The following is a 21,545-nucleotide window of genomic DNA, read 5'->3' on the forward strand; positions in this document are numbered from 1 at the left end:
GGCCTGCTCCGCTTTTCTCTTTTTCCACTGACCACTGACTTCTTTTACAGCGTTCCCGTCGTCTGCACCCACCACCCCGGCTGCCGCTTTGCAATGGCCCGCGCCGCGTCGTGCGCCTGATCATCGCTGGCAGCGAGGGCAAAACAGGTGCTGCCCGACCCGCTCATCAGCGGCGAGTGCAGGCCCGAGTCGGCCAGCAGAGTCAGCGCTTCCCGAATGGGGGAATGGCGCAGGGCCACGTGGGGTTGCAGGGCGTTCAGGTACGGCACGGGGCGTCCGGTGGTCAGGGCGTCCAGAATGGCCTCCACGTCCAGGGCAGGCGAGAATTCCTCCTCGTCATCCAGCCAGCGGTAGGCGTCGGCGGCACTGACCTCCACGCCCGGATTGACCAGCACCAGCGGCACACGCGGCACGGGCAGCGGCGTCAGGATCTCTCCCACGCCCCCGGCAATGGCGGCCTGTCCGATCAAAAAGAACGGCACGTCGGCCCCCAGTTTCAGTGCCAGGGCGGGCAGATCCACTCCCGCCGGATAGAGCCGCGCCAACGCCATCAGCGTGGTGGCCGCGTCGCTGCTGCCTCCGCCCAGGCCCGAGGCGAGGGGCAGCCGTTTGGTCAGGGTAATCTGCGCTCCTGTGTGCAGGCCCGCCGCATCCAGGTAGGCGCGGGCAGCCCGGTACACCAGGTTTCTGGAATCGGTGGGTAGGTTCGCACCCTCGACCGACAGTGTCAGTGTCGGCGCGGGCTGAATCTGGAGGTCATCGCCCACGTTCAGCGGCACCATGATGGTGTGCAGTTCGTGGTAGCCGTCGGCCCGCAGCCCGCGCACGCTGAGGCCCAGATTCACCTTCGCCGGGGCGAAATAGGTGGTGGGCTGGGTGCGGGTGGGGGCAACTTGGGTCATCAGGGGCAGCATCCCATACCGGGGCGGGCGTTGAAAGGGGAGGGTTAGAGGGGTTGCTTCATGAGGATTGAGGGAGGATTGAGGGCCGGGCATTCATCCTGCGGCCACCCCAGTCCTGTTCATTCCTGGCCCTAGCCCACCCCCTGAAACTGCACCGACACCCCCTGCCCGTCTGCGGTCTGCCGCGCCTGGGTCAGTTGGGTGTGTGCGCCCACCAGCAGGGCGCGTTCGGGCCGTTGCCACAGCGCCTGAGCGATCTTGCTGGCCCGGCGGACCAGCAGCGTTTCGCCGGGCAGGGCCAGGGTCACGGCGGCCAGGAGTGCCTGTGCGCTGGGCGGTACATCCGACAGGAGATCGAGATTGACGTGAGCGGTCACGCGCTCATGCCCCCGGCGCAGGCTGACGCGGGCTTCGGGCACGCTGTGACGCTGTTCGATCAGCACGTCGGCGTGCGGCGAATCCAGCCCCGGCGTATTCAGGCCGCGCCGGGCATCGTTGGCGAGGTGGTGGGCGTCTTGCATGTGCCGCCGCGTGCGGGTCACGTAGTCCACGCGCAGAGAAATCGCACGTGCTTCGGCCTCGTCCTGCACTTCCCGGGCGGCGTCGGCCAGCAGCCACGGCCCCCGCCCCCGCGCCACAGAGGCGATGACGGCTTCGTTGTCGGTGTGTACGCTGAGAGGTTGACCCTCCGGGGCATGCCGCAGGGCTTCCAGCACGGCCCGCAGTTCGGCGGCGTTGTTGTCGGGCGCTTCCAGTTGTCCCTGAAATCGGGCGGGCAGATCGCCGGGCCTCAGCAGCACCAGGCCCCAGCCGCCCACACCGCGCCCATCAGGTAATTCGTGCCAGCTGGCATCCACGAACGCATGGTTCATCAGGGTTGTCCTTTGGGGAAGAAAATGAAAAACAACTTGAGTGGGCCGAAATTTATCTGGAGATGAAGTGGGCAAAGCGGATTTCCTGAACAGGACGCAGGATCGGGAATGAACTCGTAGACCTGCGGAGCAGAGCAGTTTCGGTGCCCTTCCACAATGCAGATACACAACGTAAACGGGTGAATTCTTCTTGCTTAGAACTCGAAGTTTAGAGCGTGCGATGCGGCCCGGTGGCGTATCCCGCCTTCATCATGATCCCGAGTCAGACAGTCCCGAGTGTTGAAGAACATCGGAGTGGCTGTTCCAGCGCCCCTTCTTCATACTCGCTCCGCTCAGGTCATCTCAGAATCAACTGCAACCGACTTAAAAGCTCAGGTCCAATACCCGTCCCAGGACGTGTTGGGCCTGGAGGTGCAGACTACGGGGATCGTATTCGCCGCGCTCGACTGCGGCCAGCAGATCGGGCGACAGGCCCGCTTCCTGCGCCATCGTGGTCAGGGGGATGCCCAGCAGACGGCGGCGCACACCGATGGCATGGGGGGGTGTAGTGGGTGTGCCGGGAATGTCCATAGACCATTTTGCCTTGCCCTCCTCGCCCGGAATGCGATACTGCTTTCATCATGGATGTTCTCGCGCTTTACAAGGAAGCGGGCGCCTATCACGAGGGGCATTTTTTGCTGGCCTCGGGTCGCCATTCACCCAAGTTCTTGCAGTCCACCACGGTCTTACAGTACCCCCACCTGACCGAGCGAATCGGGCAGGCCATCGCAGAAAAACTGCGTGAGGCCCACATCGGGGCGCGGTTGGTCGTCGGCCCCGCGATGGGCGGCGTGGTCCTGGCCTACGAGGTGGCCCGCCATACTGGAGGCCGCGCCATCTTCTCGGAAAAGGTGCAGATGGAAGGCGGCAGCAACGCCATGAAAATCCGCGAGGCGTTTACCCTCTCGCCCGGTGAGCCGTTTGTGGCCGTTGAGGACGTGCTGACCACAGGCGGCAGCGTCATGAAAGCGGTGCGGGCCACCGAAGCGGCAGGCGGGCGCTGCGTGGGTATTGCCTGCATCGTGGACCGTCGCAAGGAAGACGGCCCGTTGGAAGGCTATCCCCTGATCGCTCTCACGCGCCTGACCTTCGATACCTACGCGCCCGCCGATGTGCCGGACTGGTTGGCAGAACGGCCCCTGCAAGAAATCTAAGGACGTCCTGGCTGCCGTTTCGGGACTCCGCAAAACAACACTCCATCCCTCCACTCTCGCCAAGTTGTGTGGCCCAGCCTTCCAGCTGTTGCCAACCTCCGCAAGAATCCATAACTGCCATCCTTCGCCTCTCAACTCGGTACAAAAATTTAACCGAATCGCCGCACCTGCCGGATGGGTGCGGTTTTTTGGCGTGCTGCTGCGGCATGTTCAGAATCGGCCTCTGTGTTTGGAGGGAAGTTCTCCAGTTTTCAGCAGAATTCTGAAGCAGCGGCCTTCATGAAGTCTTGACAGCACAGGGGGAGAGGGCGCACACTTCGGCTACTTCAATGTAATCGTTTGCAACCACCGCTTCTCGTCTGGATGCGGCTCCCGGCTTCAAATTCACGCATAAAGGTGTAATCGTTTGCAATGTCAAGTATCCAAGATGTCGCCACCCTTGCCAATGTGTCTGCCGCCACTGCCTCCCGCGCACTCAGTCGCCCGGATATGGTGGCCCAGACCACCCGCGAACGCGTGCTGAACGCGGCGCAACAGTTGGGCTATCAGCCAAATATGTTGGCCCGCAGCCTGCGCCAACGTGAAACCCGCACCATCGGCGTCATCGTGACCGATATCCTGAATCCCTTTCATGCCATGCTGGCTAAAGGCGTGCAGGACGCTGCTGACCGCCACGGTTACACTGCCTTTCTGTTCAATACCGATGAAGATGCAGGCAAAGAGCGCCGGGCACTGGATACCCTGCGTGGGCATCTGCCGCAGGGCCTGATCGTGGTGCCCACGCCGCACACCCACGAGAACCTGAAACTGGTGCCCAATCTACCCATCGTGGAGCTTGACCGGGTGACGGGCAATACTGGCGTGACCACCGTGACCGTAGATAACATCGGCGGGGCGCGGGCGGCCACGGCACACCTGATCGGGCTGGGCCATACGCGTATCGGCATGATCGTGGGCAAGCTGGACATCACCACGGCAGTCGAGCGCCATGCGGGATTCCGGCAGATGCTGGAGGAATCGGGCCAGACCTACTTTCCTGAACTGGTCTTGCCCGGCCAACACCGCGAGAAAGACGGACGGGAAGCGGCGCTGCGCCTGCTGAGTCTGCCCCCGGCTGTGCGCCCCACCGCCCTGTTTGTCGGCAACAACGAAATGACCGTGGGTGCGGTATTGGCTGCCCGCGAACTGGGCCTCAAGATTCCTGAAGAACTTTCCATCGTAGGGTTTGACGACTCGCGCTGGGCACAAACCATGACCCCGCCTCTCACAGTGGTGGCGCAGCCCGCTTACGACCTCGGCGTATTGGCTTGCGACCACCTCGTGACCCAGTTGGGCCATATGCAATCGGGCCGTGCCCGCGCTTCTCCAGCCCGCGTGCAACTGCCCACAGAACTGATTTTGCGGCAATCCACGGCCCCGCCCGCTTGCGTTCCAACCGCGTAGTTTTGTTTTCTTCTGCTTTCTCTGTCTGCCCCCGCCCCGCCGCCCTCTCACCCCACAGGAGAACCACCATGCGCCACTCCAAGCTTGCCGCCGTTGCCGCCACCCTCGCCCTCACCGCCACCGCCGCCGTCAGTGTGGCCCTCGCCCAGAGCAGCGCCCAGCCCATCATCGGCCTGATTACCAAGACCGAAACCAACCCATTTTTCGTGAAGATGAAAGAGGGTGCACAGAAAGAAGCCACCCGTCTGGGGGCCAAGCTGCTGACCGGCGCAGGCAAGGCCGACGGTGACAACGCCGGACAGGTCACGGCCATCGAGAACATGGTGGCCGCCGGAGCCAAAACCATCCTGATCACGCCCAGCGACGCCAAGGCCATCGTGCCCGCGATTGCCAAAGCCCGCGCCGCTGGCGTCATGGTCATCGCGCTCGACAGCCCCACCGAACCCACCAGCGCTGTAGACGCCCTGTTTGCCACCAACAACTACCAGGCGGGCATCCTGATCGGCCAGTGGGCCAAGAAAGCGATGGGCAACAAGACCGCCGTCATCGCCGCGCTTGACCTGTTCCCCGGCCACCCGGTGGGCATTGCCCGCCACAACGGATTCCTGGCAGGCTTCGGCAAGTCGGGCATCACGGCCAGCACCAAAAATCAGGTGAATACGGGCGTCGCCTGCGCTCAGGATTCCTTCGGGGATCAGGCCAAAGGTCAGACGGCCATGGAAAACTGCCTCCAGCGCAACCCCAACATCAACCTCGTGTACACCATCAATGAACCCGCCGCCGCAGGTGCCTATCAGGCCCTGAAAGCCATCGGCAAAGAAAAAGACGTGTTGATCGTGTCGGTCGACGGCGGCTGCGCGGGCGTACGCAACGTGGTCGGCGGTGTGATCGCGGCCACCAGCCAGCAGTACCCCCTCAAGATGGCCGCGATGGGCGTGGCTGCGGGCGTGAACTACGCCAAAACCGGCAAGAAAGTCAGCGGCTACACCGATACCGGCGTGACCCTGATCACCAACAAGGCGCAGGCGGGCGTGAAGAGCAGCGACAGCAAGTTCGGCCTCGCCAACTGCTGGGGCCAGTAACCTTCAGCGCTTCGGGCGAAGCCTGATCGTTCGTTCCCTCTAGGAAGGAAGCCAACACAGATCCATTTCTGAAGCTGGCTTCCTTCTTTTCTCTCGCACTTTCTCTCCCCTCACGCTCTTTCTGTTTTTTCCAGAGGTTCCCGCTATGACTCAGCCTGCCACCGCTCCGCCCGCTGCCAAACGTCCGGCGCTGCCCAGTCTCTCTACGTTGGGGCCCTTGATCGCCCTGCTGCTGGCCTGCATCTTTTTTGCCACGCAGTCCGACCGCTTCCTGACGGCTACCACGCTGTCTCTGGTCCTGAAACAGATTTCTTTTGTGGCCGTGATTGCCATCGGCCAGACGCTGGTGATCCTGACTTCGGGCATTGACCTGAGCTGCGGTGTGATCATGGCTCTGGGCAGTGTGGTCATGACCAAATTCGCCGTCGAACTGGGGATGCCGCCCATTCTGGCGATTCTGTGCGGATTGATCATCACCACGGCCATCGGTGCCCTGAACGGCGTGCTGATTACCCGCCTGCGGCTTCCGCCCTTTATTGCCACGCTGGGCATGTACGGCATCGTCTTTGCCGCCACCCAGATCTATTCCAACGCCCAGACCGTCACCAATCTGCCCCCCGCGCTCAACTTTCTGGGCCAGACCTTCAACATTCTGGGCACGCCCTTTACCTTCGGCGCAGTGCTGATGCTGCTGCTGTTCGGGCTGGCGTGGTTCTTCCTGACGCAAACCGCGCCGGGCCGTCACGTCTACGCGGTGGGCAACAACCCCGAAGCCGTGCGCCTCAGCGGGATTCCTACCACGCGCCTGCTGATCAGCGTGTATGCAGTGGCGGGCCTGCTGTACGGCATTGCCGCCCTGATTCTGGTGGGGCGCGTGGGTGCAGGCGACCCCAACGCCGGACAGACCGAAAACCTGGAGAGCATCACTGCTGTAGTGCTGGGCGGTACCAGCCTCTTCGGTGGGCGCGGCAACGTACTGGGCACCTTTCTGGGGGCGCTGATCGTGGGCGTGTTCCGTGTGGGCCTCACGCTCAGCGGCGTCAACAGCGTGTACCAGATCCTCATTACAGGCGTGCTGATTATTCTGGCCGTCGCCACCGATCAGTTTTCCAGAAGGAAGGCGTAACTCATGACCCTTCAATCCACTCCTACCCAGACCTCTTCCCGCTCCTCGGTGCCACTGGTGATGGAAGCACGCGGCCTGGTCAAACGCTACGGCCAGGTTACCGCCATCAACGGAGCCGACTTTGAACTGCGCCCCGGCGAGATTCTGGCCGTGATCGGAGACAACGGCGCGGGCAAAAGCAGCATGATCAAGGCGCTTTCGGGCGCAGTGGTTCCCGATGAAGGCCAGATTTTTCTGGACGGCCAGCTCGTCTCCTTCCGCAGCCCCATCGATGCGCGGCGGCAGGGCATCGAAACCGTGTATCAGGATTTGGCGGTGGCTCCGGCCATGACCATTGCTGAAAATCTGTTTCTGGGCCGCGAGATTCTGAAATCCGGCCCGATTGCCAAGTTGCTGCGGATCGTGGACAAGAAAAAGATGCACGAAGAAGCCGTGCGCCACATGCAAGGCCTGCAATTTGCCATCAAGAGCATGAGCCAGCCGGTAGAAACCCTCTCGGGTGGACAGCGGCAGGGCGTGGCGGTGGCCCGCAGCGCGGCCTTTGCGCGGCATGTGGTCATCATGGACGAACCCACGGCGGCCCTCGGTGTGCGTGAGGGCAACATGGTGCTGGACCTGATCCGCAAAGTGCGCGACGGTGGCCTGCCCGTGATCCTCATCAGCCACAACATGCCCCACGTGTTCGAAATTGCCGACCGGATTCATGTCCACCGCATGGGCCAGCGGGCCGCCCTGCTGAATCCCAAAAAGATCAGCATGGCCGACACCGTATCGGTGATGACCGGAGCGCTGAAGCCTGAGCAACTGAGCGCGGACGTCTTGGCCCACTGATGGCCTGTTGCTGACCCTGCAACTCCAGGAATATGACCCCACTGGCAAAGCGTCGGTGGGGTCACGTTCTGTTTGGACGCAGCTCTCCGGCCTACAGGACATATCAGTGGGAAAACCGTTGTAGACGGATTTTTGCGGTGGCACGTCAGCCCCGGACTTTCCTGATCAGTAGGGTGCCCTGAGTGATTGGCAACCTTGATGGCTGTCGGTGGGGAAGTCCTTTCTCTCGGCGCGGTGCGCTGATCGGGAACGCTATGCGGGTCATTCAGGTGCAGTTGGACGTGTTGGTGCTGGGTGCGGCGGGTTGGGGCGTGCATTCTGCGGGGCCTGGAGACGACCCGAAAAGCGGTAGGGCATCGGCTGAGAAAATAGACCAAAGAAAGAACAGCGATGCGCGGCTCTGGGTGAGGACGGGGCCGCGTCAGCAGGCGGTATGGCGTGGGTCAACTCGGTATCTGTGTCCTCGGCCCCGTCCTGTTTGCCACTCGCTCTGCTTCGCCGCTTTGCCAGTCCGCTCCGATAATTCTCGCGCAGTCTCGCCATTTGGGATCAGAGATCTCAGAACATTCAGGAAGAAAATTTCGACAGCAAAAACCCCGCGCGAGGCGGGGCATTTCCTTGGAGCCAGTGATCCGGGTCGAACGGACGACCTACTGATTACGAATCAGTTGCTCTACCACTGAGCTACACTGGCCCGCTGTCCTACTTTCCCCATTGACCTGCTCAGGTGAAGCCTTGGTGGCAAAGGCCGGATTTGAACCGGCGACCCAACGATTTTCAGTCGTTTGCTCTACCAGCTGAGCTACTTTGCCGAAATTCCCCGAAGGGAAAGGGATGGCGGTCCGGACGGGATTTGAACCCGCGACCTTCTGCGTGACAGGCAGATATGCTAACCGCTACACTACCGGACCAATCCTTAAACTGTATGCCGCTTCAGGCTTCCCGAAAGAATGCACTGAAAAGCAGCGGGGTTAAGGATAGCCGCGCTCCCGCGCCTTGTCAACCGGATGATAAATCGCGCGGCTGAAATACAGAAGCGGCCCCAACTAAAAAGGCACGGCTCGCACGCTCTGAACAGGACTGAGAGCATCAGCATCGAGCATCAGCTCCAGGTATTCGCGGCTGTGCAGGGCGTCAATCATGGCAAAGTCTGGGCGTCCTTCCTCGTCTTCATGAATGTAGATGCCGTGTTCGAGTTGGGTGTGGCCGTACACGCCGAAGGCCAGGCCAGCCATCTGCACGTATTCCGGCGACTCGTGGAACCAGCGTTTGGTAGAGGGGTCGGCATAGAAGAGGTCGTCGTAATAGGTGTGAGCAGGCATGGGGCTGACATGTGCGAACTGAACTCCAGCCAGACGTATTTCCCGGATAAAACCCTGAATCCACCCGCTCAGGTGGGGCGGAAGATGCAGGCCGCCATGCGCCGGGTCAAATTCCACATGCACCATGCCGCCCGTCGTACCCAACACATACGACGTGTTCAGTACGGCGTCGTCGTGGTTGCCCAGAATGATATGGACCGCGTGTGGAGCGGCTTCCTGATAGGTTTTCAGGCGTTCCAGATGCTTCACCTGTTCGCGGGCAGCCAAAAACAGGTGGTCAGGATCTCGGGGATCGAAGTCCAGCAGTCCGGTCAGGCGGGCGTATTCGTGCACATTCTTGGGATGCACGAGGTCGCCAATTAAAACGACCTGGTACAGTCCTGCCCGCACGGGCAAGGTCGGCAGCCCCTCCACATCCACACAACTGGCTGCCCGAAGTGCCCCCCACAGGCCTTCCCAGTCGGCGTGAACGTCCCCTATGGCAATAAACTTCTGCACGCCCCTGGCCTCCTGTGTGCTGGCTCTCGCCGCGGCCTCCATTCTGCCTCAAGGCCGCTTGCTCCGCTGGAGAAATACTGTATTAGCCCTTCAGAATCCCCTGAAGTTCCTTATAGATGGCCCGGCTTTCATCTACGGTTTCTCCGTAACCGCGCAGGACCACCCGCGCCGCCGCACCACCCTTGCCCGCCGCTTTCAACTGCTCCATCAGGTCCTCAATGTGTCGCCGGGCTTTTTCCATCTGGGGATCGCGGGGTGTCTCGGGCGGCAGCGGCACGGTTGCGGTCAGCGACACAGTCTCGCTGTCGGCGTCTACGTCCAGATCTGAAGTATTGGCCCCGTCTTCGGCGTCATATTCCACCCACTGCCCTTCACTGTTGCTGCCCACCCCAAACAGGCGGCCAGCGTCGGCAAGGGCAGCCAGCTTTGCGTCGGTCAGCGAGTGCGCCTGCGCCAGCCCCTCGCGCTGCACGCCCAGCACAGTCAGGCGGGCACGCACCACAGGCGGCGTCATGGAGTCGCAGCCCCAGCCGATGCCCCAGGTGGGGTCCACGCGGTCAAGCAGTGCGGCCAGGGAATCGGGATCGGGGGCGGGCGTCACGCGGGCCTGATCGCCCCGGACTTCCAACGTTGCCCAAGCGGTCATGCTGGCACGCAGCGCCTCACGTACACGGTCTAGGTCGGCCATATCTCCGAGTCTAGCGGGTGGGGTCGGCTCCGGGGAGGGGAGGAGGCCTCAGCTGGCACTACGTTGGGGGAGCCATAAGGGTTGTGAATTGTGGCGACACATTTTTCCCAGAGGTCCGGGAACCGCCCCCCCTCCTGCACTCCACTGCCCAGCTCCTCTTTAGCGGGTCAGCGCCTCTTCCAGCGCCTCGGCAAAGGCGTCCTCGTCATCGATCCACGGGTAATGTCCGGCGTCCAGCACCGTCACGTCGGCATCGGCCAGATCGGCCAGCCAGCCCACCTGCTCGGGGTAACTGGTACGGTCATGTGCACCCGCGATCACGAAAATGGGGCGGCGAACCTCTTGCAGATAGGGCGTGTACTCAAATTCCCACATGCCCTGATTGACCAGGGCTTCCTGCACCTCGCCGCCGCCTGCCAACTGTCCTCCGGCGTCGGCAAATTCCAGATGCATCCGGCTGGGCGCGTCTCTAAACTGCATGGCGTTCAGCAGGTCGCGCCCGTTCAGCAGTTCAAAGGCGGCCTCGACGCGGGCGCTCCCCACCATCGGATGCTGGCCCTCGGCTGCCTTGGCGATCACGTCGGGGGCAGGGTCTGCAAGGGCTACCTTGCGGCTGGCACTGGCCTCCGCCAGCAGGGTCAGGGCCAGTTCGGGAAAATGCACCCACGGATTGACCACCACCACCCGCGCCGTGGTCAGGGGATGCCGCCGCGCATATTCCAGCGCCACCAATGCCCCGAAACCGTGTCCCAGCGGCACGATCTTGCCCAGATCCAGATGATCGCGCAGGGCTTCCACATCGGCCACCAGCGTATCCAGATCCAGCGCGGCGTCGCCCTGTTCGGTGTCTTCCAGCGGCCCACTGCGGCCCGATCCCCGCTGATCCAGATACACGACCCGGCGGTCTTCCAGCCGTTCTCCAAACAGTGCCCGGAAGGAATAGCTGTTATAGCCGGGGCCGCCATGCAAATAGATGATGGCGGGTTCGTCGGCGTCGGTCTGCTCTGGCCCGGTCACCTCGAAATACAGATCCGCACCGTTCAGGCGCTCTTCAAAGGCATCATCAGACCACGTCATACGGGCATTCTAGGGCAGGGGCCAGGGTTCAACAGGGAACAGTGTGTCGAATCAGGAGTCCTGACCCGCAGGGAGAAGGCCGATTCCCAGTGCCTCTTTAGTCTGCCGTCACGCACAGGCCAGAAGTGGACGCTATGAATGAGACACACGGAGGAACAGAGATGACCAAAAACGATGACAGCACCCTGGGCGGCCTTCCCAACGATGCAGGCAACGGCATGAGCGAGCGGGCCGAGTACACCGGCGAGTCGGAAAGCGGGATGACCGATACCCCTACCGTCACGGGTGGCCCCACCCATACCCGTGACCCCGATGGAGCCGTGCCCCAGCAACCCGGCCAGAGCGACAGCGCTGCCAGCACGGGCACCAGCTTCGGCACCACTCCGGGCGACGACAAAGGGCTGTAATAGTCCTCTGTCTTAACGCGTATACACCTTGTACCGCGCCGTGATGTCAAACGTGACACACGGCGTTTCTCCTGACCTGACAGGAGCCACACACACGGTCAATTTGCCGCCTGCACTGACGGTATCGGCCCGATTCTGGCCGGCCACATCGCTGAGCTTCTTGAAGTGTCCAGTCAGTTCTACCGCTTCGTAGGTGGCCGAGTCCACGGCGCGGTGTAGGGCGTCGGTCCCCGGATTCACCAGCGGCGACAGTGGCAGCCATTTGCCGTTGCCCCGGCTATCTTTGGCATACAACGTAGCGGACACCCGTGGAATCAAATAGAAAGTACGCGCTCCGGGCCACCGTTGCCGTAAGGCCAGCGGCAGACGCAAGGTACACAGCGAGTAACTTTCGTCTATCAACAGGTAGTTCTGACGGGGCGATTTGAAATAGGTATCGGTGCAGGTCAGGCCAATTTTTTGGCGCGGTACTACCACAGGTTGGGCGGCAGTGGACGGGGCAGGCGCTGTGGCCGCAGGGGGCACAGGTGCGGTGGCCGAAACAAAACCGAGGGTTACGAGGGCCAGCAAGCTGAGGGTACGGTTCATGGGGTGCCTCCTGCGGCGGAGTGAGGTCGGCGGGGCCGCGTCTCAAAGGTCGAAGTTGATCCGAGATGAACTGAGCAAGGCGGGTATTGAAAAAGTACGTTTCCGTGGGAAGAAAGCTTCCCTCCGCTGTTTTGGGTCAGGCAGAACGTCAACTTCTGAGTGGTCAATAACTTCTAGGTGGTCAATTGGCCTGAATCAGTTGAGCCACCACACTCTGGTCGGCCAGCGTAAAACTGCAACTGAAATCGGTGCGGGTGTTGCCCTGCCTGACCCAACCGTCCCAGCGTTTGCCATCGGCGTTGGCGCTGAATTGCTCCGATGCCTCCTGCCAACTGGGAAAAGACAGGTCGTCTGAAGACAGAGTCGTGCCTGAATATTCGGCACCCTGTATCTGCTCACCCTGCAAAAGTTGACCGCTGACTTCCGCTTGGCAACGGTTCATCAGGGCAGAGCTGGCTATGCCGCCCGCCGTATCGTCGGCAGGGGCCGTGTGGGGCACGAGATTGGGAAACAGGAGCAGGGTGGCCGCGATGATGGGTACGGCAGGCAGCACCCAGCGCAGTGACCACCACCAGGGCGTGGGCTTGGGCCGCAACTGGGCGCGAACTTCCTGACGGTAGGCCTGCACTGCCTCCTGATGACGCAACTGGGCTGCACTGTGCGCCAGCGCCTCGGCTGCCGCTACCTCCTCGGCCTCTATACGCTGCCGATCTTCGTTGCTCAGCATGCTCATCAGAGTGCACCACTCATAGTGCTCTGGGCATCAATCAAAAGATGTCAGGCAAAAGGTGGAGGTCAGCCCCACCTTTGACGGGAAGGAGAAGTTAAGTGATGTCCAAAAATCGCTTGGGCCTGCTGTGCTGATATTGGCGCTCATCTTTGTTGCTCCAGACATCTGGCATTCTCTGATCTTCCTGACTGCCGCCGTAATCCCCGCCCAATGAAGGGCCGTGAGGATGCCCCGCAGCGGGCTTGAGCGGCCTATCATGACGGCATGAATATCTTCCCGCGCTTGATGGGTGTGCTGGGCGTCTTGCTGATCGTGGGCGCACTGGTGCTGCTGTTCGCCAACGTGATCGCCATCAACCAGCTTCACGCCGTGGCTTCGGCTCTCCGCAACAACACCACTGCCAACCCCGGTCTCAGCGTGATGCTGACGGTGGGTCTGGCGGCGATTGGGGGCCTGATGGCGGGTGCGGGCGGCGTGCTGGCCATGCGCCGGAGGCCAAGGGCCTGAGCTGACGCTCCCACTTTGATCTTCATCAGGCAGGCCGGACTCTGTATGGGTCTGGCCTGCTTCTGTCGATTCCTGTGCGGGTGGTCAAAGTGATGAAGCCCCAGGGTGCTGCCAATTCAAGAGTCAGAACAGGGCCAGTGCATTTTATATTGGCCTCTACTTTACTTACCGTCTGTCTACATAAGCAGCTCATCTTTAAATGTAATCTGGATACACTTCTTTATCGATTTATTCACAGTCGATTGTTGGAGGCAGAAGCTCTGGTCGGCAGCCTGATGGGGCTGGACAGCACGCCACGCCTACCTTCTGATGCAGTTCTTGCCGGGCTTCAGGGCGGCTCATCCAGACGGCTTTGAGGAGGTCTTCCTTTCCAATCTCTCGGCTCATTTCTTGGCAAATGTTGGAGCGGTGACTTTCAAACTTTACGAGTTTGTTCGGGCGGTTGATCTGTGCCGAACCCTACCCCCTGGGTTGCTGAGCGCTGGGTCGCCTGAGCAACGTCATGGCTGTTGATTGGAGGAGAAACCGAATGAATCCAACTATCTGGCAAAGGCTGATGCTGACCAAGGCTGCGGATGCAGAAGCGGGGAGTGGGCACGGAGGACACGGCGAATTGGGCCGCTCTCTGAATCTGTTTTCGCTGGTGATGCTGGGAGTCGGGGCCACCATCGGCACCGGCATCTTTTTTGCGATGGCCGAAGCTGTGCCCAAAGCAGGCCCCGCCGTGATCTGGTCGTTTATTCTGGCGGGCGTGGCGGCGGCCCTGACCGCGCTGTGTTATGCCGAACTGGCCTCCAGTATTCCGGCGTCCGGGTCGGCCTATTCGTACACCTACGTGACTATCGGAGAATTCGCGGCCTACATCGTGGGGGCGTGCCTGCTGCTGGAATATGCACTGGCGGCCAGCGCCACTTCTATCGGCTGGTCGGAGTACCTGAACAATTTTCTGACCAATGCCACCGGATGGAGCATTCCCGAAGCCCTGCGCTCGCCCATGCTGGTGCGCGGCGACGCTGGCCTGGAGATTCACGCCGGACACTTCAATTTGCCTCCCGTCATTCTGGTCACGATGTGCTGCGTGTTGCTGCTGCGCGGCGCACGCGAGTCGGCGGCCATCAACGCCATCATGGTCATGATCAAGGTTTCTATTCTGCTGTTTTTCGCGGCGGTGGCGTTGGCGGCTTTCAAGTCCAGCAATTTCGTGCCCTTCAACCCCTTCGGCCTCAGCGGCACCGATGTCGCGGGCAACAAGGTCGGCATCGTGGCAGCGGCGGGCACCATTTTCTTCTCGTTTATCGGTCTGGACACGGTGGCAACGGCGGGCGCAGAGGTCAAGAATCCCAAGCGCAATGTGCCGCTGGGCATCATTCTGGCTCTCGTGATTGTGGTGGCCGCCTATATCATCGTGTGTGTGGCCGCGATGGGGGCGCAGCCTGCCTCGGCCTTCAAGGATCAGGAAGCGGGCCTGGCGGTCATTTTGCAGAACGTGCTGCATGCCAAGTGGCCTGCGGTGTTGCTGTCGGCGGGCGCGGTCATCTCGGTGTTCAGCGTCACGCTGGTCACGATCTACGGCCAGACGCGCATCCTGTTTGCCATTGGCCGCGACGGTCTGATTCCCAAAGCCTTCCATTCGGTCAATCCGCGCACCCTGGCTCCGGTGTTCAATACGGTGGTCGTGTGCGTGCTGGTGGGTCTGGTCGGTGGGTTCGTGGACTCGGGATACCTCTGGGATATGGTCAGCATGGGCACGCTGGTGGCCTTTTCGCTGGTGTCTGTCGGCGTGATCGTCATGCGCTACAAAGCTCCCCATCTGGAGCGCGGCTTCAAGCTGCCCTTTGGCCCGTGGCCCATTCCGCTGCTCAGCGTGGCGGTCTGCCTGTTCATCGTCAAAGACCTGCCCACCACCACCTATCAGGTGTTCTTTATCTGGATGGCCATCGCGCTGGTGGGTTACTTCGCTTACGGCATGCGTCATTCCAAGCTGGGTCAGGCCAAGCGGATGCCGCAGCGGCAAGGTCAACCATGACCACCGTGTTGGTGGGCTACGCCGCCGATCAGGCCGGAGCTGAAGCGCTGGCGCTGGGCCGCCTGCTGACGGCACGCCCTCAGGGTCAACTGATCGTGTGTACCGTTGTCCCGGAAGTCTGGAACCACCCGGCCCTCAGCCCAGTGGATCAGGAATACGCCGATTACCTGGCAGAGCACGCCCAGGAAACGCTGGCAGGCGCACAGGCCCTGCTGGGTGAGGCCGAAGGCGTGCAGTACCTCAAGCACGCGGCCAAATCGGCCACTGTGGGCCTCAGCGAAGCGGCGGCGCAGGCCGGGGCCGACGTGCTGGTGGTGGGGTCGGCGCGGGCCGGAGTCAGCGGACGCCTCAGCCTCGGCAGCGTCTCCAGCGAGATTTTGCATCTGTCCAGCCTGCCGGTGGCGCTGGCTCCACAGGGCTTTGAGGCACTGCCGGGGCAACAGCTCACCCGCCTGAGCTGCGCGTATGCCGGAACCGAGATTTCCAACAGCACGGTGCTGGAAGCGTTGCGGCTGGCGGGGCGTCTGGGCGTGCCGCTGCGGGTGGTGGCCTTCGCGGTGCGAGACCGCCAGATGTATCCCTCGTTGGCGGGTTACAAAGCCGAAAACATGATCGTCGACGCCTGGCGCGAACGCACGCAGGCCGCGCTGGAACGCCTCCAGGAGCAGTTGGCGGGGCACTCGCCGCCCATCAGCGTGGCGATGGCCGACGGCGAATCCTGGGAGGAAGCGCTGGGGCAGGTGGAGTGGCAACCCGGCGAGGTCTTGGCGCTGGGATCGAGTCGCATGGGGATGCTGGCCCGCGTGTTTCTGGGTTCCAACGCCAGCAAGATCATTCGCGCCTCACCCGTGCCGGTGCTGGTGCTGCCCAAAGTGGGGTAGGTCGGGACAGAGTTTGGAAAGAACATCTCCCAGTCGAATTGAATGACTGGGAGATGTTCTTTGGGCCGCTTGTTCAGGACAGAAGCTTAAACTTCCAGAGCCAGCTTATCCACGTCGTTCAGCAGGGGCGTGCCTGCCGGGTAGTGGCCATTGAAGCACGCGAGGCACAGGCCGGGGCCGCTGACCGCCTCGGCCAAACCGCGCTCGCTGATGAAGGCCAGCGTATCGGCTCCGATCAGTTCCCGAATCTGCTCCAGACTGTGCGTGCTGGCAACGAGTTCCTTGCGGGCCGCCGTATCGATGCCGTAAAAGCAGGGGTGTTTGATGGGCGGGCTGGACACCCGGAAATGCACCTCGGTGGCCCCGGCGTCGCGCAGCAGGTTCACGATCAGGCTGGAAGTCGTGCCGCGCACAATCGAGTCATCGACCAGAATTACCCGTTTGCCGCGCACGGCGCTGGTGGGCGAGAGCTTCATCCGCACTTTCAGGTCACGGGCTTCCTGTGTGGGCGCAATAAAGGTGCGGCCCGCATAAGGATTTTTGGAGAGGCCGAACTCGAAGGGCAGGCCACTTTCACGGGCATAACCGATGGCCGCGCCGATGCCGGAATCGGGCACAGGTACCACCACATCGGCCTCTACAGGATGTTCGCGGGCCAGTTGAATGCCCATGCGGATGCGGCTGGCGTAGGTATCCACACCGTCCAGTTCTCCGTCGCTGCGGGCAAAATAAATCCACTCGAAGGCGCAGGGGGTCGGCGCGGCGGGGTGCACCATCAGGCTGTGCAGGCCGCCCTCATCGACCCACACGAGTTCTCCGGGCAACACGTCGCGCAGCAACCTCGCGCCCACCGTGTACAGGGCGCAGGGTTCGGAAGCGATCACGTATGCGCCGTCGTCGCGCTGCCCGATCACGAGGGGCCGCACGCCGTTGGGGTCGCGGAATCCGATCAGGGCCGTGCGGCTCATCAGCACGCAGGCGTAGCCGCCCTTCAGTTGCTGCATGGCCCCGGCGGTGGCCTCCACCAGATCCATATGACTTTCGCGGGCGATCAGGTTCAGCATCACCTCGGAGTCGTTGGTGGTGGCAAACAGTGCGCCTTCCATCAACATCTGGTTGCGAACCTCGCGGGCATTCACAAAGTTGCCGTTGTGTGCGAGGCCCAGAATGCCCTTGTTGGTGCGGGTCGTGAGGGGCTGGGCATTGAAGCGCAGGTTGCTGCCGGTGGTGGAGTAGCGCACATGCCCGATGCTGACGCGGGCATTAGGCAGCCGTACCCGCTCCAGCCGCCGCTCGTCAAAGACCTGCGTGACCAATCCGAGGTCTTTTTCCACATGGAACTTGTCGCCGTCGGACACGCACATGCCCGCCGCTTCCTGCCCCCGGTGTTGCAGGGCAAAAATACCGAGGTAGGTGAGCCACGCCAGGTCGAGCGCGTGGGGCGAATACATGCCGAACACGCCGCATTCCTCACGCGGCTTGTCGAGGGCGGGGTCAAATTCGGCGTCCACGTCTCCAGCGTCCGTCCAGTTGTCCCCGATCATCATCCCAGAATCTCCCGCAGGGGCGCGTCATAGGCGGCTTTCAGTTCCGTCAGTTTCACGCTCAACTGTATGTCCTGCTCGGGCAACGAAATGGTCACGCTGTCACCGCCGCTGAGGCCGAGACGCACGAAAGGCACGTTCAGGCCCGTCAGGGTGCGTTCGGTGGCCTCGGTGTCGGTCACGGCCACCACCACGCGGCTGTGGGCTTCCCCGTACAGCAGGGCGTCGGCGCGGGCAGTTCCGGGCAGGCTGACCTGAAGGCCCACGCCGCTTGCCATGCCCATTTCGGCCAGAGCCACCGCCAGGCCACCTTCGGCGCAGTCGTGGGCGGTGTCGGTGAGGTGCGTGCGGATCAGGGCCAGCGTTCCGGCGATCACGCGGGCTTCCAGATCGAGGTCCAGGGCAGGCACGCGGCCCGCTTCCAGCCCATGCACAGTTTCGAGGTACTGGCTCGCCCCGATAGAGTCGCCATCATTCTCGGCCAATGCAGTGCCCAGCAGATACAGCGTCTGGCCCGCTGCCTTGAGATTCAGGGTGGCCCGCACCGCCACATCAGGCAGCACGCCCACCATGCCAATCGTGGGGGTGGGGTGAATCGCCACGGTGCGGCCCGTGGTCTGGTCTACGTACTGGTTGTACAGGCTCACGTTACCGCCCGTGACCGGGGTATTCAGGGCGCGGCAGGCGTCGGCAATGCCCTGCACCGCCTGCTGAAGCTGGTAGTACACCTCGGGGCGGTGCGGGTTGCCAAAGTTCAGGTTGTCGGTGATGGCAAGTGGGGTCGCGCCCACGCAGGCGAGGTTGCGGGCGGCCTCGGCCACGGCGGCGGCGGCCCCGGTGTACGGGTCAAGCTGCACAAAACGCGGGTTGCAGTCCGACGTGGCCGCCACGCCCTTGCTTGATCCCTTCACGCGCAGCACGGCGGCGTCAGCGGCTCCGGGCACGACCACCGTATTGGTCATCACCTGATGGTCGAATCGCTCGTAAATGGGCCGTTTGCTGGCAATGGTGGGGTGTGCCAGCAGTTGCAGCAGCACGCTGCCCAGATCGGCGGGCACAGGCAGGCCGCTCAGGTCGCGCTCGCGGGCGGCCCTGATCTCTTCGGATTCCACGCCCTCGCGGGTGTATTTCGGCGCTTCGTTCAGCAGGGCCACGGGAAGATCACAGACCACCTCGCCGCGCCAGGTCAGGCGGTAGCGGTCATGGGCTTCCACCTGACCAATGTCGATCACGTCCAGTTCCCACTTGTCCAGCAGGGCGTGCATTTCATCCTCACGCCCCGGCACCGGCACCAGAATCATGCGTTCCTGAGATTCCGAGAGGCACAGTTCCATCGGCACCATGCCCGATTCGCGGGTGGGCACGCGGTCCAGGTCCATCGTGATGCCGAGGCCCGCACGGTAGGCCATCTCGCAGGTGCTGGACACCAATCCAGCCGCGCCCATGTCCTGTACGCCTGCCACCACGCCCGCGTTGATCACGTCCAGCGTGGCTTCCAGCAGCAGTTTTTCCATAAACGGATCGCCCACCTGCACGGCGGGGCGGTCAGCTTGGCTGGCGTCGCTCAGGTCGGCAGAGGCGAACACCGCGCCGCCCAGTCCATCGCGCCCGGTTTTGCTGCCCACATACACGATCCGGTTGCCTACCTCGCCCATCGTGCCTTTGGCAAGGTCTTCGTGGCGCAGCAGGCCGAGGGCCATCACGTTCACCAGTGGGTTTTCCTGATAGCTGGGGTGAAAGGTGACTTCGCCGCCCACCGTGGGCACGCCGATTGCGTTGCCGTAATGGGCGATGCCGTCTACCACACCGTTGACCAGAAAGCGGGTGCGGGGGCTGTCGGGGTCGCCAAAGCGCAGGCTGTCCAGCACCGCAAAGGGCCGTGCGCCCATCGCAAAGATGTCGCGCAGGATGCCGCCCACGCCCGTGGCCGCGCCCTGCACGGGTTCCACGGCGCTGGGATGGTTGTGAGATTCCATCTTGAAGGCCACGCCCCAGCCGTCGCCAATGTCCACCACGCCCGCATTTTCGCCGGGGCCTTGCAAAACCTGCGGCCCGGTGGTGGGGAAGGCGCTGAACAGGGGCCGGGAGTTCTTGTACCCGCAGTGCTCCGACCACATCGCGCCCACGATGGCGGCTTCCAGCGCGTTCGGCTCGCGGCCAATGCCTTCTACAAGCAGGTCGTATTCGCCTTCACTGAGGCCAAAAGTTCCGGCGCGGTCACGGAGAGATGGAACGCTTGCGGTCATGCTTGCTCCTTGCGGCTGAGGGCCACTTGCCCTCGGTGGTACGCGATGTGCCGCACATGCAGTCCCAGCGCGGCGAGGCGGGGGCGCTCTCCGGTGGGGGCGCTGGGAGAAAAGGTCATGCCTGCCAGATCGGCGTCACTGGCGGCGGCCAGATAGGCCACGGCTGCTGCGCCGATTTCATCCAACTGGGCCAGAATCGCGGCCTTGTCTGCCTGTTCGTTCAGCGGCGCGGCTTCGGTGCCCATTGGCCCCACCCACGGCTTGTCTTCCCAGCCCAGATGGTGATAATTCGGCGTGCGGTCTTGCAGCACGGTCAGGCGCACCCATTCCGAGATGTGCAGGGCGTGCCACGCGGGGCTGTGGCCCAAGTTGGCGGCGGCAAAAGCTTCTGCCGGAACAGCGTCCAACACGGCGCGGAATGCCTGAAGCTCGGCGGTGTACTGCTCGGCCAGGAAGTGCTGTAGGGAGGGGAGTTGTAGGCCCGTCATTTGACCAAAACTCCCTTGCCCAGTACCCCTTTCAGAGACTCGAACAGCCCGCGCCCGTCTTCGCTGCCCAGCAGGGCTTCCACGGCCCGCTCGGGGTGCGGCATCATGCCCAGCACATTGCCGCGCTCGCTCACAATCCCGGCGATGTCGTTCAGGCTGCCGTTGGGGTTGTCCACGTACCGGAAAATGACCTGTCCGTTGCCTTCCAGCCGCGCCACGGTTTCGGCGTCGGCGTAGTAGTTGCCCTCGCCGTGGGCAATCGGAATTTCGATGATCTGGCCCGCCGTGTACGCGCCCGTGAAGGCAGTATCGGTGGTTTCTACCCGCAGATGCACCGGGCGGCACAGGAAGTGCAGGTCGGTATTGCGGCTCAGTGCCCCCGGCAACAGGCCCGATTCTGTCAGCACCTGAAAGCCGTTGCACACGCCCAGCACGTAGCCGCCGCGTTCGGCGTGGGCCTTGACCGCGTTCATGATCGGGCTACGGGCGGCAATCGCGCCGCTTCGCAGGTGGTCGCCGTAGGAGAATCCGCCGGGCAAAAAGACCAGATCGGTTCCGGCGGGCAGCCCATCGTCGGTGTGCCACACGAACTGGGCGTCGGGATCAAGCGTCAGGCGGGCCGCGTGCAGGGCGTCGCCGTCGCAGTTGGAACCGGGAAACTGGATGACGGCGACGTTCACGCGCCCGCCACCGCCTGCACGGGGGCTTCTTCCAGCTCCCAGCGCACGTCTTCCATCACGGGGTTGCTCAGCACGTTCACGGCCATGTCTTGCAGGCGGGTTTCCACCTCTCCGCGCTCGCCTTCCAGTTGCAGTTCGATCAGTTTGCCCACGCGCACACCGCTGGCCTGCTGTCCCAGATGAGACAGGGCACGTTCGACGGTGCGCCCCTGCGGATCAAGAATGGACGGCTTAAGGGTGACGAAGACTTTGGCTTGAAACACTGTGGCTTGGTAGGTCTTGGTGGGTTCGGGGGACATGGTGGCTCCTAGGAGATTCAGCTGGCGAGGGGCGAAGAAAGGCAAAGAAGGGATGTAGACAGGTTTTTGGAGAGGCAAGAGGCAAAGGCAGCAGCGTACCCTTCCATCTCCCCCC

22 protein-coding genes and 3 tRNA genes are annotated in these 21,545 nt (G+C 62.6%); 9 read left to right on the top strand and 16 right to left on the bottom strand.

Going from position 1 to position 21,545, the window contains the following annotated elements; translation table 11 throughout:
- Window positions 1-44: 44 nt before the first annotated feature.
- The 3 genes from F561_RS0106185 to F561_RS0106195 all read right to left on the bottom strand — a co-directional run bounded on the left by F561_RS0106185 (window position 45) and on the right by F561_RS0106195 (window position 2,344).
- Window positions 45-902, bottom strand: coding sequence for a 4-(cytidine 5'-diphospho)-2-C-methyl-D-erythritol kinase (locus tag F561_RS0106185; RefSeq protein ID WP_157451615.1), 858 nt, complete (start codon window positions 900-902; stop codon window positions 45-47).
- A 131-nt stretch (window positions 903-1,033) separates the two neighbouring features.
- Window positions 1,034-1,774, bottom strand: coding sequence for a ribonuclease HI (locus tag F561_RS0106190; RefSeq protein ID WP_019009084.1), 741 nt, complete (start codon window positions 1,772-1,774; stop codon window positions 1,034-1,036).
- A 363-nt stretch (window positions 1,775-2,137) separates the two neighbouring features.
- Window positions 2,138-2,344, bottom strand: coding sequence for a helix-turn-helix domain-containing protein (locus F561_RS0106195; RefSeq protein WP_019009085.1), 207 nt, complete (start codon window positions 2,342-2,344; stop codon window positions 2,138-2,140).
- A 50-nt stretch (window positions 2,345-2,394) separates the two neighbouring features.
- On the opposite strand from F561_RS0106195, the gene pyrE reads away from it, so the two are divergent.
- The 5 genes from pyrE to F561_RS0106220 all read left to right on the top strand — a co-directional run bounded on the left by pyrE (window position 2,395) and on the right by F561_RS0106220 (window position 7,449).
- Window positions 2,395-2,967 (top strand): orotate phosphoribosyltransferase, encoded by a 573-nt coding sequence (gene pyrE, locus F561_RS0106200; protein WP_019009086.1) that lies wholly within the window; start codon window positions 2,395-2,397, stop codon window positions 2,965-2,967.
- Window positions 2,968-3,378: 411 nt separating this feature from the next.
- Entirely contained in the window at window positions 3,379-4,410 is a 1,032-nt protein-coding gene (locus tag F561_RS0106205; RefSeq protein ID WP_026298633.1) for a LacI family DNA-binding transcriptional regulator, read from the top strand.
- A gap of 68 nt (window positions 4,411-4,478) precedes the next feature.
- Window positions 4,479-5,492 carry a sugar ABC transporter substrate-binding protein gene (locus F561_RS0106210; RefSeq protein WP_019009088.1) on the top strand — a complete coding sequence of 338 codons (1,014 nt, stop codon included), beginning with the start codon at window positions 4,479-4,481 and terminating at the stop codon, window positions 5,490-5,492.
- A gap of 145 nt (window positions 5,493-5,637) precedes the next feature.
- Complete coding sequence (locus F561_RS0106215; protein ID WP_019009089.1) at window positions 5,638-6,618, top strand: ABC transporter permease; 981 nt, start codon at window positions 5,638-5,640, stop codon at window positions 6,616-6,618.
- A gap of 3 nt (window positions 6,619-6,621) precedes the next feature.
- Window positions 6,622-7,449, top strand: a complete 828-nt coding sequence (locus tag F561_RS0106220; protein WP_026298634.1) for an ATP-binding cassette domain-containing protein — start codon at window positions 6,622-6,624, stop codon at window positions 7,447-7,449.
- A 619-nt stretch (window positions 7,450-8,068) separates the two neighbouring features.
- Here F561_RS0106220 and F561_RS0106225 read toward each other — a convergent pair.
- The 6 genes from F561_RS0106225 to F561_RS0106250 form a co-directional block, all read right to left on the bottom strand.
- Window positions 8,069-8,143, bottom strand: a tRNA-Thr gene (locus F561_RS0106225).
- 42 nt (window positions 8,144-8,185) lie between these two features.
- A tRNA-Phe gene (locus F561_RS0106230) sits at window positions 8,186-8,261 on the bottom strand.
- Window positions 8,262-8,284: 23 nt separating this feature from the next.
- Window positions 8,285-8,360: transfer RNA gene (locus F561_RS0106235), tRNA-Asp, on the bottom strand.
- Window positions 8,361-8,495: 135 nt separating this feature from the next.
- Complete coding sequence (locus tag F561_RS0106240; protein ID WP_026298635.1) at window positions 8,496-9,269, bottom strand: metallophosphoesterase; 774 nt, start codon at window positions 9,267-9,269, stop codon at window positions 8,496-8,498.
- Window positions 9,270-9,351: 82 nt separating this feature from the next.
- On the bottom strand, window positions 9,352-9,957 hold the full coding sequence (locus tag F561_RS0106245; RefSeq protein WP_019009092.1) for a hypothetical protein: 606 nt from the start codon (window positions 9,955-9,957) through the stop codon (window positions 9,352-9,354).
- A 159-nt stretch (window positions 9,958-10,116) separates the two neighbouring features.
- A complete protein-coding gene (locus tag F561_RS0106250) occupies window positions 10,117-11,034 on the bottom strand; it encodes an alpha/beta fold hydrolase (protein WP_019009093.1) in 918 nt (305 codons plus the stop codon).
- Window positions 11,035-11,195: 161 nt separating this feature from the next.
- On the opposite strand from F561_RS0106250, the gene F561_RS0106255 reads away from it, so the two are divergent.
- Window positions 11,196-11,441 (top strand): hypothetical protein, encoded by a 246-nt coding sequence (locus tag F561_RS0106255; protein ID WP_019009094.1) that lies wholly within the window; start codon window positions 11,196-11,198, stop codon window positions 11,439-11,441.
- Between the two features lie 12 nt (window positions 11,442-11,453).
- Here the strand turns inward: F561_RS0106255 and F561_RS0106260 are convergent, their stop codons facing one another.
- Both F561_RS0106260 and F561_RS0106265 read right to left on the bottom strand, forming a co-directional pair.
- The gene (locus tag F561_RS0106260; protein ID WP_019009095.1) at window positions 11,454-12,029 is read right to left on the bottom strand and encodes a hypothetical protein; all 576 of its coding nucleotides are present in this window, start codon (window positions 12,027-12,029) and stop codon (window positions 11,454-11,456) included.
- Window positions 12,030-12,210: 181 nt separating this feature from the next.
- Window positions 12,211-12,756 carry a hypothetical protein gene (locus F561_RS0106265; RefSeq protein WP_019009096.1) on the bottom strand — a complete coding sequence of 182 codons (546 nt, stop codon included), beginning with the start codon at window positions 12,754-12,756 and terminating at the stop codon, window positions 12,211-12,213.
- A gap of 267 nt (window positions 12,757-13,023) precedes the next feature.
- On the opposite strand from F561_RS0106265, the gene F561_RS0106275 reads away from it, so the two are divergent.
- From F561_RS0106275 to F561_RS0106285, 3 genes are all read left to right on the top strand, one after another.
- Entirely contained in the window at window positions 13,024-13,266 is a 243-nt protein-coding gene (locus F561_RS0106275; protein ID WP_019009098.1) for a hypothetical protein, read from the top strand.
- A gap of 529 nt (window positions 13,267-13,795) precedes the next feature.
- Window positions 13,796-15,292, top strand: coding sequence for an APC family permease (locus tag F561_RS0106280; protein ID WP_026298636.1), 1,497 nt, complete (start codon window positions 13,796-13,798; stop codon window positions 15,290-15,292).
- Complete coding sequence (locus tag F561_RS0106285) at window positions 15,289-16,173, top strand: universal stress protein (RefSeq protein ID WP_019009100.1); 885 nt, start codon at window positions 15,289-15,291, stop codon at window positions 16,171-16,173. The genes F561_RS0106280 and F561_RS0106285 overlap by 4 nt, the downstream gene beginning before the upstream one ends.
- Window positions 16,174-16,259: 86 nt before the next feature.
- Here the strand turns inward: F561_RS0106285 and purF are convergent, their stop codons facing one another.
- Genes purF through purS form a run of 5 tightly spaced genes read right to left on the bottom strand, consistent with a single transcriptional unit; the run spans window position 16,260 to window position 21,430 of the window.
- Window positions 16,260-17,717 (bottom strand): amidophosphoribosyltransferase, encoded by a 1,458-nt coding sequence (gene purF, locus F561_RS0106290; RefSeq protein ID WP_019009101.1) that lies wholly within the window; start codon window positions 17,715-17,717, stop codon window positions 16,260-16,262.
- Complete coding sequence (gene purL, locus F561_RS0106295; protein WP_019009102.1) at window positions 17,717-19,963, bottom strand: phosphoribosylformylglycinamidine synthase subunit PurL; 2,247 nt, start codon at window positions 19,961-19,963, stop codon at window positions 17,717-17,719. The genes purF and purL overlap by 1 nt, the downstream gene beginning before the upstream one ends.
- Window positions 19,960-20,451, bottom strand: coding sequence for a DinB family protein (locus tag F561_RS0106300; RefSeq protein ID WP_019009103.1), 492 nt, complete (start codon window positions 20,449-20,451; stop codon window positions 19,960-19,962). The genes purL and F561_RS0106300 overlap by 4 nt, the downstream gene beginning before the upstream one ends.
- A complete protein-coding gene (purQ, locus tag F561_RS0106305) occupies window positions 20,448-21,131 on the bottom strand; it encodes a phosphoribosylformylglycinamidine synthase subunit PurQ (protein ID WP_019009104.1) in 684 nt (227 codons plus the stop codon). Before purQ ends, F561_RS0106300 begins: the two co-directional genes overlap by 4 nt.
- Window positions 21,128-21,430: a phosphoribosylformylglycinamidine synthase subunit PurS gene (purS, locus tag F561_RS0106310; RefSeq protein WP_019009105.1), complete on the bottom strand. Its 303-nt coding sequence runs from the start codon at window positions 21,428-21,430 to the stop codon at window positions 21,128-21,130. The genes purQ and purS overlap by 4 nt, the downstream gene beginning before the upstream one ends.
- Window positions 21,431-21,545 lie beyond the last annotated feature (115 nt).

Source organism: Deinococcus aquatilis DSM 23025, assembly GCF_000378445.1.
In the GTDB taxonomy this organism is placed as follows: domain Bacteria; phylum Deinococcota; class Deinococci; order Deinococcales; family Deinococcaceae; genus Deinococcus; species Deinococcus aquatilis.

What these genes read in the sequence shown, in the direction of transcription:
- F561_RS0106265 (WP_019009096.1), bottom strand. Translation starts at nt 12,756, where the DNA reads ATGCTGAGCAACGAAGATCGGCAGCGTATAGAGGCCGAGGAGGTAGCG.
- F561_RS0106190 (WP_019009084.1), bottom strand. Translation starts at nt 1,774, where the DNA reads ATGAACCATGCGTTCGTGGATGCCAGCTGGCACGAATTACCTGATGGG.
- F561_RS0106195 (WP_019009085.1), bottom strand. Translation starts at nt 2,344, where the DNA reads ATGGACATTCCCGGCACACCCACTACACCCCCCCATGCCATCGGTGTG.
- F561_RS0106280 (WP_026298636.1), top strand. Translation starts at nt 13,796, where the DNA reads ATGAATCCAACTATCTGGCAAAGGCTGATGCTGACCAAGGCTGCGGAT.
- F561_RS0106220 (WP_026298634.1), top strand. Translation starts at nt 6,622, where the DNA reads ATGACCCTTCAATCCACTCCTACCCAGACCTCTTCCCGCTCCTCGGTG.
- F561_RS0106185 (WP_157451615.1), bottom strand. Translation starts at nt 902, where the DNA reads ATGACCCAAGTTGCCCCCACCCGCACCCAGCCCACCACCTATTTCGCC.
- F561_RS0106260 (WP_019009095.1), bottom strand. Translation starts at nt 12,029, where the DNA reads ATGAACCGTACCCTCAGCTTGCTGGCCCTCGTAACCCTCGGTTTTGTT.
- F561_RS0106245 (WP_019009092.1), bottom strand. Translation starts at nt 9,957, where the DNA reads ATGGCCGACCTAGACCGTGTACGTGAGGCGCTGCGTGCCAGCATGACC.
- purL (WP_019009102.1), bottom strand. Translation starts at nt 19,963, where the DNA reads ATGACCGCAAGCGTTCCATCTCTCCGTGACCGCGCCGGAACTTTTGGC.
- purS (WP_019009105.1), bottom strand. Translation starts at nt 21,430, where the DNA reads ATGTCCCCCGAACCCACCAAGACCTACCAAGCCACAGTGTTTCAAGCC.
- F561_RS0106300 (WP_019009103.1), bottom strand. Translation starts at nt 20,451, where the DNA reads ATGACGGGCCTACAACTCCCCTCCCTACAGCACTTCCTGGCCGAGCAG.
- F561_RS0106285 (WP_019009100.1), top strand. Translation starts at nt 15,289, where the DNA reads ATGACCACCGTGTTGGTGGGCTACGCCGCCGATCAGGCCGGAGCTGAA.
- F561_RS0106215 (WP_019009089.1), top strand. Translation starts at nt 5,638, where the DNA reads ATGACTCAGCCTGCCACCGCTCCGCCCGCTGCCAAACGTCCGGCGCTG.
- pyrE (WP_019009086.1), top strand. Translation starts at nt 2,395, where the DNA reads ATGGATGTTCTCGCGCTTTACAAGGAAGCGGGCGCCTATCACGAGGGG.
- F561_RS0106210 (WP_019009088.1), top strand. Translation starts at nt 4,479, where the DNA reads ATGCGCCACTCCAAGCTTGCCGCCGTTGCCGCCACCCTCGCCCTCACC.
- F561_RS0106205 (WP_026298633.1), top strand. Translation starts at nt 3,379, where the DNA reads ATGTCAAGTATCCAAGATGTCGCCACCCTTGCCAATGTGTCTGCCGCC.
- F561_RS0106275 (WP_019009098.1), top strand. Translation starts at nt 13,024, where the DNA reads ATGAATATCTTCCCGCGCTTGATGGGTGTGCTGGGCGTCTTGCTGATC.
- F561_RS0106250 (WP_019009093.1), bottom strand. Translation starts at nt 11,034, where the DNA reads ATGACGTGGTCTGATGATGCCTTTGAAGAGCGCCTGAACGGTGCGGAT.
- purF (WP_019009101.1), bottom strand. Translation starts at nt 17,717, where the DNA reads ATGATCGGGGACAACTGGACGGACGCTGGAGACGTGGACGCCGAATTT.
- F561_RS0106255 (WP_019009094.1), top strand. Translation starts at nt 11,196, where the DNA reads ATGACCAAAAACGATGACAGCACCCTGGGCGGCCTTCCCAACGATGCA.